Source organism: uncultured Tateyamaria sp. (assembly GCF_947503415.1).
Lineage (GTDB): Bacteria > Pseudomonadota > Alphaproteobacteria > Rhodobacterales > Rhodobacteraceae > Tateyamaria.
The window spans coordinates 257,979-269,767 of sequence record NZ_CANNDS010000004.1 but is presented as its reverse complement, the minus strand read 5'-3'; the positions used below and the strand labels follow the sequence as shown (position 1 = coordinate 269,767).

Annotated in this window: 16 protein-coding genes and 1 tRNA gene; 8 read left to right on the top strand and 9 right to left on the bottom strand. The window is 59.4% G+C overall.

All coding sequences use genetic code 11. The annotated features are described in order from the left end of the window. Nucleotides 1-44: 44 nt before the first annotated feature. Both Q1A32_RS20280 and Q1A32_RS20275 read left to right on the top strand, forming a co-directional pair. The gene (locus tag Q1A32_RS20280) at nt 45-1,280 is read left to right on the top strand and encodes an ATP-binding protein (protein WP_299657419.1); all 1,236 of its coding nucleotides are present in this window, start codon (nt 45-47) and stop codon (nt 1,278-1,280) included. Between the two features lie 111 nt (nt 1,281-1,391). Then, nucleotides 1,392-1,778 carry a response regulator gene (locus tag Q1A32_RS20275; protein ID WP_299614199.1) on the top strand — a complete coding sequence of 129 codons (387 nt, stop codon included), beginning with the start codon at nt 1,392-1,394 and terminating at the stop codon, nt 1,776-1,778. Nucleotides 1,779-1,937: 159 nt separating this feature from the next. Here the strand turns inward: Q1A32_RS20275 and Q1A32_RS20270 are convergent, their stop codons facing one another. Genes Q1A32_RS20270 through Q1A32_RS20245 form a run of 6 tightly spaced genes read right to left on the bottom strand, consistent with a single transcriptional unit; the run spans nt 1,938 to nt 7,267 of the window. Then, complete coding sequence (locus Q1A32_RS20270) at nt 1,938-3,242, bottom strand: TRAP transporter large permease (RefSeq protein WP_299657416.1); 1,305 nt, start codon at nt 3,240-3,242, stop codon at nt 1,938-1,940. 1 nt (nt 3,243) lies between these two features. Beyond that, entirely contained in the window at nt 3,244-3,780 is a 537-nt protein-coding gene (locus Q1A32_RS20265; protein WP_299657413.1) for a TRAP transporter small permease, read from the bottom strand. Nucleotides 3,781-3,789: 9 nt separating this feature from the next. Then, a complete protein-coding gene (locus tag Q1A32_RS20260) occupies nt 3,790-4,830 on the bottom strand; it encodes a TRAP transporter substrate-binding protein (RefSeq protein WP_299657410.1) in 1,041 nt (346 codons plus the stop codon). 25 nt (nt 4,831-4,855) lie between these two features. After that, complete coding sequence (gene maiA / locus Q1A32_RS20255) at nt 4,856-5,506, bottom strand: maleylacetoacetate isomerase (protein WP_299657407.1); 651 nt, start codon at nt 5,504-5,506, stop codon at nt 4,856-4,858. 10 nt (nt 5,507-5,516) lie between these two features. Further along, the gene (locus Q1A32_RS20250) at nt 5,517-6,230 is read right to left on the bottom strand and encodes a fumarylacetoacetate hydrolase family protein (RefSeq protein WP_299657404.1); all 714 of its coding nucleotides are present in this window, start codon (nt 6,228-6,230) and stop codon (nt 5,517-5,519) included. Further along, nucleotides 6,227-7,267 (bottom strand): cupin domain-containing protein, encoded by a 1,041-nt coding sequence (locus tag Q1A32_RS20245; RefSeq protein WP_299657401.1) that lies wholly within the window; start codon nt 7,265-7,267, stop codon nt 6,227-6,229. Before Q1A32_RS20245 ends, Q1A32_RS20250 begins: the two co-directional genes overlap by 4 nt. A 120-nt stretch (nt 7,268-7,387) precedes the next feature. On the opposite strand from Q1A32_RS20245, the gene Q1A32_RS20240 reads away from it, so the two are divergent. Beyond that, on the top strand, nt 7,388-8,185 hold the full coding sequence (locus Q1A32_RS20240; protein ID WP_299657398.1) for an IclR family transcriptional regulator: 798 nt from the start codon (nt 7,388-7,390) through the stop codon (nt 8,183-8,185). 67 nt (nt 8,186-8,252) lie between these two features. Here the strand turns inward: Q1A32_RS20240 and Q1A32_RS20235 are convergent. Further along, nucleotides 8,253-8,328 (bottom strand) — tRNA-Thr (locus tag Q1A32_RS20235). Nucleotides 8,329-8,459: 131 nt separating this feature from the next. On the opposite strand from Q1A32_RS20235, the gene Q1A32_RS20230 reads away from it, so the two are divergent. Further along, nucleotides 8,460-9,335 (top strand): hypothetical protein, encoded by an 876-nt coding sequence (locus Q1A32_RS20230; RefSeq protein WP_299657395.1) that lies wholly within the window; start codon nt 8,460-8,462, stop codon nt 9,333-9,335. On the opposite strand, the gene Q1A32_RS20225 is transcribed toward Q1A32_RS20230, so the two are convergent. Next, nucleotides 9,332-9,760 carry a GFA family protein gene (locus tag Q1A32_RS20225; RefSeq protein WP_299657392.1) on the bottom strand — a complete coding sequence of 143 codons (429 nt, stop codon included), beginning with the start codon at nt 9,758-9,760 and terminating at the stop codon, nt 9,332-9,334. The genes Q1A32_RS20230 and Q1A32_RS20225 overlap by 4 nt on opposite strands. 51 nt (nt 9,761-9,811) lie before the next feature. Between Q1A32_RS20225 and Q1A32_RS20220 the strand changes: the two genes are divergently transcribed. Then, complete coding sequence (locus Q1A32_RS20220) at nt 9,812-10,303, top strand: helix-turn-helix domain-containing protein (RefSeq protein ID WP_299614189.1); 492 nt, start codon at nt 9,812-9,814, stop codon at nt 10,301-10,303. A 5-nt stretch (nt 10,304-10,308) separates the two neighbouring features. Here the strand turns inward: Q1A32_RS20220 and Q1A32_RS20215 are convergent, their stop codons facing one another. Beyond that, complete coding sequence (locus tag Q1A32_RS20215) at nt 10,309-10,572, bottom strand: DUF2312 domain-containing protein (protein WP_299614188.1); 264 nt, start codon at nt 10,570-10,572, stop codon at nt 10,309-10,311. 107 nt (nt 10,573-10,679) lie between these two features. Here Q1A32_RS20215 and Q1A32_RS20210 point away from each other — a divergent pair, with 107 nt between their 5' ends. Genes Q1A32_RS20210 through Q1A32_RS20200 form a run of 3 tightly spaced genes read left to right on the top strand, consistent with a single transcriptional unit; the run spans nt 10,680 to nt 11,785 of the window. Beyond that, complete coding sequence (locus Q1A32_RS20210) at nt 10,680-10,922, top strand: hypothetical protein (protein ID WP_299657389.1); 243 nt, start codon at nt 10,680-10,682, stop codon at nt 10,920-10,922. Between the two features lie 12 nt (nt 10,923-10,934). Beyond that, nucleotides 10,935-11,354: a YeeE/YedE family protein gene (locus Q1A32_RS20205; protein WP_299657386.1), complete on the top strand. Its 420-nt coding sequence runs from the start codon at nt 10,935-10,937 to the stop codon at nt 11,352-11,354. Next, complete coding sequence (locus Q1A32_RS20200; protein ID WP_299657383.1) at nt 11,354-11,785, top strand: DUF6691 family protein; 432 nt, start codon at nt 11,354-11,356, stop codon at nt 11,783-11,785. Before Q1A32_RS20205 ends, Q1A32_RS20200 begins: the two co-directional genes overlap by 1 nt. Nucleotides 11,786-11,789: the final 4 nt, after the last annotated feature.

Genomic DNA, 11,789 nt, shown 5'->3' with positions numbered 1-11,789 from the left:
GCAGTATCCGCCTGGCTCGCCCAAGGAAGGATGATCAGCCCAAAATGAACATGATGTCTGCCCCCCGCCTGGTGCGTAACGCGTATTCCCAAGATGTGGATCGGGTACTGGCCCTTTTGCCGAAGACCGCGGATGTCGATACCGACACCCTGAGCGCGGCCTTTCTTGCCTCACCCTACGCGTCGTTTCTGCTGGATCAGGATGCACGGGTGCTTGTCTGCAATCGTCGGGCGGAACGGATGTATATTCCGACTTCGCCCAACCTGACTGAGACCGGGCGTGGCATGTCCATGCATGAACTGACCCGCCTGACCCGGGAAGAGCTGGCAGACGCCTTGCGCCGTGGCGCCGCCCGCAGTTCGGTCGAATTGCCCATGCTCACCGCCAATCGAACCAGCGCCGTGCGACCGACCGTGTTCCGTGTAGCCCTGCTGCGGTCACCTGACCGTGGTGAGCGGCTTTATCTGCTGACCCAGGATCACCTCAAGGCAGCCGCCGAAGCGTTGGGTCAGATGAATCAACGCCGTATTGAGACCCGCGAAGAACTGGCCAACTTCGAAGCGCGTTTCGTAGATTTGCACGCGTCATTGATGGCGATGGAATCTTTTGCCCAGCAGGCATCGCATGACTTGCGCACCCCCCTGAGCACCTTGTCCGGTCTGTTGCAATTGTTTGACAGCAAGTTCGGGACGGAGGTGCCGGACAAGGCACGCGAATATCTGGCGGTGATGTCGCGGGCCGTGGTGCAGATGGACGCGCTGACCAATGACTTTCTTGAACATGCGCGCAGCGTGACATCCGAAGTATCCGCTGAACCGCTGGATCTTCGACAGGTCATCAAGGATGTGCGGCGCGATCTTCAGAACGGTCTGACAGAATCGGATCTGACACTGCTGATCGAGGGTCCAAGCTGTACCCTCATGGCGGAACCCACATTGTTGCGCATGATGCTGATGAACCTGCTCAGCAATGCACTAAAATATCAGCATCCGGACCGCACGCTCAGAATCACCGTGTCACTCGACGCCGTGGGCGACTGTGAAACGATTCTGCGCATCGCCGACAATGGGCGCGGTTTTGACCCAAAAGAAGCCGACAACATTTTCCTGCCGTTCCGCCGCTATCATACGTCCATCGACGGGACCGGTATTGGCCTTTCCACATGCTCCGAAGTCTGCAGGCGGCATGGCTGGGATATCTCGGCACAATCCGATGGAAGCAGCGGCGCAACCTTCAGCATACGCTTTCCGCAAACCCAACAATCCTTACAAAGCCGTTAAAACTTTCATGTTTTAGGTCAGAAGCGGACTTCTTCACGGTTTGCGCGGTATGTTAAGAATATTTTTAACCAGGCAACAGTAACTGGTCGACGTCAGAAGGCGGAGTATCTCATGGCGATAGTTTTGGTTCTTGAGGACGATCCGGGTCTACAATTCACGTTTTGTGAAGCGTTGGAAGAGGCCGGGCACAAGGTGCATATCGCATCCAACAACGAGCAGGCCATGAACGCGATGCGGCGCTGTGCACCGGATGTTCTGCTGTTGGATCTGATGGTCTCTGGTGGCCTGTCCACCGATGTCGCCAATTACGCAGGCTACTGCGCACCGGACGCCGAAGTCATTTACGTCACCGGCAGCGGATTGTTCACCAAGGGTGAGCTGTTTTCCATGACACGCAACGCCAGCATGGTGCTGCGCAAGCCTGTCAATCTTCGCGAATTGACCATGATGATCAACCACGTCGCACCAAGCGCCATGGCGGTCAGCGCCGCCAACTGACGGCAGACCTTTACTGTGCGGTGATCTCGGCCAATGAGCACATGAATCGGCGGTTGCAAAACGCAAAGGGAAACGGTCGCGTTCTTTCGTTTGAAGCCACACGACCACTTTGCCAAAACACATTCCGAACGTGTCGATCTGCCGGGAACGCCCCTGAGGTCAGAAACCAAGCCCCAACACTTTTGGCAACCAAAGTATCAAGCCAGGCACTGACACAAGCAGACCCAGCCTGACAACATCCGCACCTATAAATGGCAGTATTCCACGCGATATGTCCGCCAGGGAAATACGCGGTGCCACACCTTTGACGACAAACAGGTTCATGCCGATCGGTGGTGTGATCAGACCAATCTCGACAACCGAAACCATCAGCACGCCAAACCAGATCGGATCATAGCCCAAGCTGGTCACCAGCCCGTGTGCGGGCACCACCGTCAACAGAATGATCGACAGCGAATCCATGAAGCATCCCAGCACGATGTAGAACACCAACAGCGCCAGAATGACGGTGCCAGGTGCAAGGTCTGCGGCGGTGATCCAGTGCAGCAGGGTCTCTGTCAGCTGGGATTGTTCGAGGAAGAAATTGAACAGTGTCGCACCGATCAGGATCATGAAGATCATTCCGGTCATGCTGGCAGTTTCGAGCATGCCATTGCGCAGGCTGGTGATGTTCAACCGGCGGCGCATAAACGCCACCAGCAAAGCGCCGCCCGCCCCCACCGCGGCCGCCTCTGTGGGTGAGAACAGTCCGGCATAGATGCCGCCGATGACCACGACAATCAGCAACAGCGCGTCCCACATGCCTGCCAATGCCAAGAGTCGGCCGCGCCACGGCACATAGGCAGTGGGTGGGGCCATGTCTGGATTGCGCCGCACCAGCAGGCGAATGGCAATCACGTAAAGTGCCGCGGCCAGCAATCCGGGAATCAGTGCGCCGGCAAAAAGCGCGCCAATCGATTCCTCGGTCATCAGCGCGTAGATCACCAGCAGGATGGACGGCGGGATCAGAACACCCAGCGTGCCACCTGCCGCGACCACAGCGCCCGCAAGACGCGGTGCATATCCCCTTCTCTCCATCTCCGGTAAGGCGATCTTGCCCATGGTCGCGCAGGTGGCCAAAGACGAACCACTTATTGCACCAAACACCGCACACGCCCCGATTGTCGAAGACGCCAATCCGCCCGGGCGATGTCCCACAAACGCGATCAACCCGCGAAACAGGTTTTCCGAAAGCCCGGAATGGCCCGCAAAGACACCCATGAAGATGAACAGCGGCACGACGGACAATCCGTAGGGAAAGATCGTCTCGAATGGCAAGCTGGCCATCACGTAGGTGGATGAGAACCAATCGCCAAGCATGATCGACCCGACGATGCCAACCGACGCCATGGCGAGGGCCACGGGCACGCGGCACATGGCCAGAAACAGCGCGGCGCCAAACCCTGCGATGCCAATCCACGCCATGTCAGCGCCTTTGCGTCAACGCCAGCCGCATCACGCGGACAAGGCATATGATGGTGGAGAGCGCCAGCCCGGCAACAAGAGCCCCCCAGAACCAGATCATCGGGATTGCCAGATCCTGAGAGACATCGCCATAACTCCAGATCTCCCGCGCGCGGCCCGCAGACAGCCAGCTTAGAAATGCAGTGATCACGGCACCTGCCAGTGCTGCGCATATGTCCAGCGCTTGGTTCACACGATGGCTGAAAATCCCCGTCAGGAGGTCGACGCTGACATGCCCTGCCGTGGCAAAGGTGTAGGGGATCGCCATGGACACCGCGATCATTACGCTGAATTGGGTCAGATCAACCGACCCGATAAAGGACCCGCCCCCCAACCGCCGCCAGACGATGTCCCCGACAACCACAGCAATCGCAACGACAAGGGCACACATGCCAAAAACGGCGAGGCCCGAAGTCAGTCGCAACAGAAAGCCGTCCAGGCGCAGGGCGAACGTGGCCACCGGGCCCGCTTCGGGTGGTTGAGACAGGGGGACAGGCATCTTGTCGGCTCAGGCGCCTTCGAACCCTGCCACCAGGTCCTGCGCGTGGGCATAAAGTGCCTGCGGATCCGCAACGCCTTGGTCCGCCATATTGGCAAGAAAGCCCTCAATCATTGGCTGCAATTGCGCGCGCCATGCAGCCCGCGTGTCGCTGTCGATCTCGATGATCTCATTGCCGCGTTCGATGGCGTCGGTTTTGCCGCGTGCGTCCCATGCATCCCACCAGTCACCGAAACGTGCCACCAGATTGTCACCGGTCATGTCGTCCAGCACATCGCGGATTTCCGTCGGCAGCCCATCGAATTTGCGCTGGTTCATAACAACATGGAACCCGGCAACATACGCGCGCGCATCGGTGTGGTATTTGAGCAGTTCGTTGGCCCGAATGGCGCCAACGAGGTCCCAAGTGGTAACCACCCCGTTCAGGCTGCCCTTCTGCAGGTTTTCATAGATGGCCGAGGGCGGCATCCCAACCGGAGAGGCACCAACCGCTTCGAGCATGGCAGACACCGCTGGGCTTGGTGTCCGCAGGCGCAAGCCAGCGAGGTCTTCGAGCGTGCGCACCGGTTTGTCGACGGTATGAAACAGCCCGCCGTGATGGGTAAACAGGCCCAGCACCTTGAAGTTCTCGTAATCCGACCCAAGCGCCCCTTCCTTGTAGAGCTCCCACAAGGCTTTCGATCCGGCGCCCGCATCTTCGACCAGAAACGGCAGTTCAATGACGGCGGCAGACGGGTAGCGGTCGCGCGGAATGCCGTTCAATCCCAACCCGATGTCGATCACCCCTGCCCTGACCTGATCGGCCTGCCGGTCAATCTTGCCAAACGCGCTTGTGGCATCAAAGAGTTCAACCGCGACAGCTCCGTTTGTGCGTTCGGATATCTCGGCCGCCCACGGGGCCATGAAGTCAGCCGTAAAGCCGTGGCGTGGTGGCAGGTAGTTGCTGATCTTGAGCGTGACGTCCGCCGCACTGGCCTGTCCGGCCAATGAAACGAGTGATGTGGCGCCCATAGCGGCAAGCGCGCCGCGCCGTGTGAATGTTGATGTCATGTGATCCTCCCTGATCTTTTGACGTTCAATCCGGTTTTGGTGCAGCCACCTGGAATGCGGCCTGCGTTGTGCAATGCGCGTCGATGGCATTGATCCTCGCGAATTCGTCGATCGGAACGCCAAAGCGTCGGGCGTTCAGCACCTGTGGCACAAGGCACAGGTCAGCGAGCGTTGGCGTGGTGCCGATGCAGAACGGACCGCGCGAAGCATAACGTTCGAGTTGCCGTTCAAGCACGGTGAACCCTTCGCGCACCCAATGGGCATACCAATCGTCGCGCACGTCTTCGTTCTGCGCCATTGAGCCAACAAGGTGATTGAGCACGCGTGGCGTGTTCAGTGGATGGATGTCGCACGCGATGGCAAGCGCAATGCTGCGTACGGCAAGGGCATCATCGCAGTCTTCGGGGATCAGACGTGGATCGGGATACACCTTGTCCAACCATTCGATCAGCGCGATGGATTGTCCAAACGCAGCCGGACCAAAGTCCATGGACGGAACCATCGGAGCATCCGAAACAGCCAGGTAATCGTCGCCTTTCTGTTCAAATGCACGAAGATTGATACCTTTGGTTTGCCTTGGGGCCACGCCCTTGAGGCTCAGCGCGATCCGAAGCCGATAGGACGCCGACGAGAAGGGAAAGTCATAGAGTGTGGCAGATGAAACCTGCAGGCTCATGCCCTTGCCCTCACTCTTGCCCGAAGGGTGCGCCGACGCTGACCTTGAGGTCCGGCAGTCCCGCGATGGTGCACGTGATCTCGTCCCCGCTGTCCACCGGACCTACACCCGCAGGCGTACCGGTATAGATCAGGTCGCCGGGGCGAAGTGCGTAATATTGGGACAGGTCGGCGATGATTTCCGGAACGGACCAGATCAGCTCATCAATGTCGGCGTCCTGACGCGTTTCGCCGTTGACGGTCAGATGGATGCGCCCGGATCGGATATGTCCTGCATCCGTCACCATCTGCAATCGCCCTGTTGGGCAGCTGTCAGATACGTTTTTCCCCGTGTCCCATGGCCGGCCTTTTTCACGCGCTTCAAGCTGCAAGTCGCGCCGGGTCATATCGAGACCAACAGCGTATCCATAGACATGATCGAGCGCGGCCTCCCGGCTGATGCGAAATCCGGCGGTGCCGATGGCCACGACCAATTCGGCCTCGTGATGAAAGATTTCAGTTGCGGGTGGATATGGAATTTCCAGATTGTCCTCGGGCGCGCTGTTGCGCACCGTCTCCGCCCATTTCGTAAAGTAAAACGGTGGATCCCGGTCGGGATCCTTGCCCATCTCACGCGCGTGAGCGGCATAATTGCGCCCCACGCAAAACACGCGCGACAAGGGGAAATCGCGATCATCTGTGGTTTTCAGAAACGAGGTGGCGTCCGGCGTAAAAAGGGCAGTCATTGTTCAAGGCTTTCTTTCCAGAACCCAAGTTTTTCATGGCAAGCGCGATCCGAGTACGAAAACAGAACCAGCGGTTCATCACTGCTGTTTTCAATCTGAAGCGCGCCCCAGGATGGCACCGCCGCCACGTCTCGTGGGCCGACAGTCAGTGGCGTATCATCAACGATCAGGGTGCCGACGCCGCACACTCCGGCATACACAGCGCCTGCACTTTGCCTGCGCGGTTTGGTCGTCATGCCCGGCGGCACCCACGTCACAAAGGCTGAAATCGTGCGCATGACCGACCCGCCATTGCGCGGGTTCGTGAATTCCAGCGTCCAGCCGCGATGTGGATCGACAGGGACCTTCGCCGCGTATTCGGCCAAGGATTTGGACCAGACGGCATAGGGGAAATGGAACAGGGGCGTGTCGGTGTCGACATCTTCGGTGCGTGCGGGCTTGAGGTTCGCGCCATATGCGGCACGCGTGCGCCCAGACACGGCATCATCATTGGCAGGCACGTTCCCGTCCCTTTCGGCGAACCCGGCCGAAAACCGCTGGACGATCGGAATGTCGAGCCCATCGAGCCAGATCGTGGGCGACGTCGCTCCGCCATGCTCGTGCCACCGCCAAGACGGTGTCAGAACCAGGTCGAACGGTTGCATCTTTACGGGCTCGCCATCGACAGATGTCCACGCGCCATCCGATTCAAGAACAAAACGCAGCGCTGATTGTGTATGGCGGTGGACCGGAGCGGTTTCCCCAGGCAGGACGAGTTGGAGACCGGCATAGAGCGCGTCGGTGATTGTGTGATCACCGTCCGTGCCCGGATTTTCCAGGATAAGCACGCGCCGTTCCGCCTGCTCGGCGGTGATCCGGTGGCCAGCTTCGATCAGCCGTGGCTGCACATCTGCATAGGGCCACACATATGGCACCGCGCGGGGCCGCGGCGTTTCCGTCACAAGGGCAGCCATCACATCCCACAAAGGCGAAACCGACGCGTCCTTCATTCCTTTGCGGAACACGGCATCACCGTCCGGTGCGTCCAGTGTTGACATGATTCCCCTCCTCACTCACGTATTACGCATTGCGTATACTATTACGCAAAATGAAATGGCAAGCGATTCTGGACGCGTCGTGTTGCAAGCTGTAATCGGCGACACAAAGAAGGACGGATCATGGACCAGCCCAGTGACAGCCCGACACGTGCCCGCCGCAGCGGCGTGCAATCGATTGAAATCGGTGGTGATCTGCTTGAGGTGATGGTGCGCCTCGGCGCGCCGGCCACCCTGTCCGATATCGCGAATGCCGCGGGCCTGCCCTCGGCCAAGGCCCACCGCTATCTGACCAGTCTGTGCGAGATTGGCCTGACGCTGCAGCATGCGGGCACTGGGCACTATGGCCTGGGGCCGTTGGCGCTCCGCATGGGGCTGGCAGCCATTGCACAGCACGATATTGTTGAGCGCGCCTACGAGGTGCTGACCACTCTGTGCAACGAGTTTCGGACGTCCGGACACCTTTCCGTTTGGTCAGATGTCGGCCCGGTGGTCATCCGCAGCGCCCATGGCGGGCCGCCCGTGATTTCACCCGTCGCCGTGGGAACTGTGCTGCCCTTGCAGAGGTCAGCCTCGGGGCTCGTCTACCTCAGCTTCATGCCAGAGACGTCGACATCGGATGCGGTACACGCACAGATGCCGCAGGCAGAGGTTGAAAGCGTCGGAGTTGAGGACCTGCGGCAAAACACGATCAAAGCGGGCTACGCCCTGGCCAGCGGTCAATACATCCCGGGGCTATGTGCCATCGCATTGCCGATATTCAATCACGACGGAACGCTCGCGGCCGCTGTGACGCTGGTTTCCACGGACATGTCCGCCTTTACGAACGACAGCACAGCCACGAAGCGCGTCGTGTCCGAGGTGCAAAACCTGAACCGGCGGTGGTCCCGCGACAACGCCGCCACATCGGAACAGCGCTGACGGCCTGTCGCAAGGACTTCGCGGCTACAAACCCAACGCGGTTCGTCGTTCAACCCTGTAAGATGAATGGTGCCCCCACACGGACTCGAACCGCGGACCTACTGATTACAAATCAGTTGCTCTACCAGCTGAGCTATAGGGGCCTTCGGCGCATCGTCTACTCCGTGTTTCTTGCGGTGGCAAGATCGTTTTTCCGCTTTGGTCAGAGGTTTTATCCGGACAGAATTCCGGTATATCTGAGCCACGCAAAATCAGCCCCTTCAGGTCGCCCAATATGCAAATTGTTCTTCACGCCGGCGCGCATTTCACCGAGGAAGATCGCCTCGTCCGTTGCCTGCTGCGCAACAAGGAGGACTTTTCCAAGCGGGGCGTCGCCGTGCCCGGTCCCGGCAAGTACCGATCGTTGCTGAAAGAGACCATGTCGGCCCTGCAGGATGCAGCCCCCGCGCCTGACGCCCGGGACGTTTTGCTGGACCTCATCCTCGATGAAGAGAACGCGGATCGCATGATCCTGAGCCACATGTACCTGTTCGGAGCCCCCCGTGCCTGCGTGCGCAACGGCCAGATCTATCAATCCGCGCCGGAGCGGGTCGCGCAATTGTCGGCCTTGTTTGCGCATGACGAGGTGGAGCTGTTTCTGGCCATCCGCAATCCCGGTACGTTCCTGCCGTCATTGTTCAATAACGCGCCTCAGGACGACATGGATGCGTTTCTGCGCGGCGCCGATCCGTACAGCATCCGGTGGTCAGATACACTGGCTGCCATCCGGTCGGCAGCGCCGGAGGTCACCATCACCACGTGGTGCTTCGAAGACATGCCAATGCTGTGGGCACAGATCGTGCGCGAATTGGCAGGGCTGGAACATGGCGAGAAAATCATCGGCGGCTTTGATCTGCTGTCGGAGATCATGTCCAAGGAGGGCATGCAGCGGTTCAGGGCCTACCTCAAATCCCACCCGACCATGACAGAAATGCAAAAGCGCCGGGTGATTGCCGCCTTCCTAGACAAGTTCGCGATCGAAGAAGAGATCGAAGAAGAGTTGAACGCACCCGGCTGGACCGACGCGGTGATCGACGCGATGACCGAGGTGTACGAAGAAGACATGGAGCGCGTCGCGCGTATTCCGGGTGTCACGCTCATAACGCCCTAGCCTGTCGGCAAATCTTCGAACACAGCAATACCTTGCGGGACGGTGTGAAACGCAGGCGCTTCGCCGTGGCAAATCGCGACATGCGGCGTAAATCGGCTGGGATCATCCAGCGTTCCGACCTTGACGACAACGGCCGGGTTGTCTTGCCTGCGGGTGACAAGCGATGTGCCGCAGGTCGGACAGAAATACCGTGTGACCGCGTTTGGCAGGTCCGGTCGCGCATATTCCGCCGGAGACCCTTTGGTCCAGTCGAACCCTTCCGGCGGCACCAACAGGAAGAATTGCGGCGCACCCCCGGCATAGCGCTGACACGCCCGACAATGACATTGCCCCTTAACCAGCGGCGGTTTGGAAACCGCATACCTGATGGCCCCGCAATAGCAGCCACCATCTTTGGTAGTGTTAACTATGGTCTGAGCAGGCATTTCAGGCTACCTTTGCACCAACAAGAAAAAAACTGACAGAGCAGAGTTCAAATGTCAAACTCAGATGACGCGCCCGTGCGTGAAAGCCCCGTTCCGCTGTCCGAATGCGGTGCAGCCCTTGCCATTGATCAGATCCCCGACCGTTGGACATGGCTGATCTTGAGAGAGATGTTTTACGGGGTCAGCCGGTTTGCAGACATCCAGACAGACATCGGAATTCCCAAATCGGTCCTGTCAGGCCGCTTGGCTCAAATCGTCGAAAACGGGTTGGTGAAGAAAGAAGCCTATCGCGACGGCTCGGCGCGCACCCGCTATGCTTACGTTCTTACGCAAAAGGGGCGCGAATTGGTGCCGGTGATCCTCGCGCTCATGCAATGGGGCGACAAGCACATCAAGAACGGTGAGTCGGCGCTTGAATTGACGGACAAACGGTCGGGCAATCCGGTCAAGATCGGCGTCGTGCCCAAAGGCGGCGCCCTGCCCCTGCGTTGGGTGACCTACAAACCGGTGTGGGACAAGAAACAAGCAGACGGCAGCAGCTGAGCCGATCAGCTCATGCCCAACGCTTCCTTGTAAAGCTCAAGCACGGCTTCTTCTTCGGCGATGTCGTCGCTGTCGCGTTTGCGCAGCGCGATCACTTTACGGATGACCTTGGTGTCGTAGCCACGGGCCTTCGCCTCGGCCATCACTTCCTTTTGCTGATCCGCGATGTCCTTTTTCTCCATCTCAAGCCGTTCGAACCGTTCGATGAACTGGCGCAATTCGTCTGCAGTGACACGGTAACTTTCGGCATTGGTGGCGGTGTCGGTCATCGCGCGCTCCTTGGGTCAGATGGATGTGCTGGATAGCGGTGCGGGGCCAGTGCTGCAAGGGGTGTTGATCCCTTGCCATGACGCGGCGGCTCGGATAGCCCGAGGGCATGGAACAGGACACACATTTTTCGCTTTTCGACGGCATCATTTGGGGCGGCGCTGCCCTGTCTGTTGTAGGGTTGGTCGGGTTGATATGGTGCATCGCAAAGGTCTGGCGTGCACGCGCGGCAAAGCTGGACGACGTTGACATGCGCGCCGTCATGGCCAGTGTCCTGCCATTGAACCTGGGTGCCTTGTTTGTTTCTGTGATTGGGCTGATGCTTGTTATCGTAGGCATATTCCTGGGCTAAAGGAGGCGAAAGATGCCAGTGGACTGGATTTGGGGACTTGTCGGCGGTTTGATGATCGGAACCGCGGCGGCTGTTTTTCTTCTCGGAACGGGTCGCATCATGGGGGCCAGCGGCATCGTAGGCGGGTTGATCGATGGCTCCGGCACGGACAAGTCGACGACGATTGCGTTTCTTGTGGGATTGGTCGGAATGCCGGCACTTTTGACCTTGGGCGGGTGGCAGGTCAGCACCAATGCCACACCCGTGCCTTGGCTGCTGATTGCGGGGGGGCTTTGCGTGGGCATCGGCACCCGGTTTGCCAATGGCTGCACCTCGGGCCACGGCGTTTGCGGGATGTCGCGGCTGTCAGTGCGCGGCTTCGCGGCCACCATTGCATATATTGGTGCAGGCGCCGTCACAGTCACCTTCTTGCGCGTGGGGATGGGCTTGTGATGCGCGCGCTGATCGCTGTGTTGAGCGGCGCGCTTTTTGGCGCAGGCCTTCATATCTCGGGCATGACAGACACGGCGAAGGTTCGTGGTTTTCTGGATTTCGCCGGTTCTTGGGACCCGACGCTCGCCTTCGTCATGGGCGGCGCAATGCTGCCTATGATCGTGGCATGGCGTCTGACCACAAATCGCAAACCCGTCACCGGAGATGCATTTCCGCCGCCGCCCTCTGCCGAACTTTCGCGGCCGTTGATCGTCGGATCCCTGCTTTTTGGGGTTGGCTGGGGTCTTGTCGGGCTGTGCCCGGGTCCGGCCCTTGCATCTCTCAGCTATGGCGGATGGCAGGGTGTGCTTTTCCTGGCGGCGATGCTGGCGGGCATGTGGGCCGTTCCGCCCATACGCCGCGCGCTGGACAGTCGACGGGCCGCGGCCTAGACAT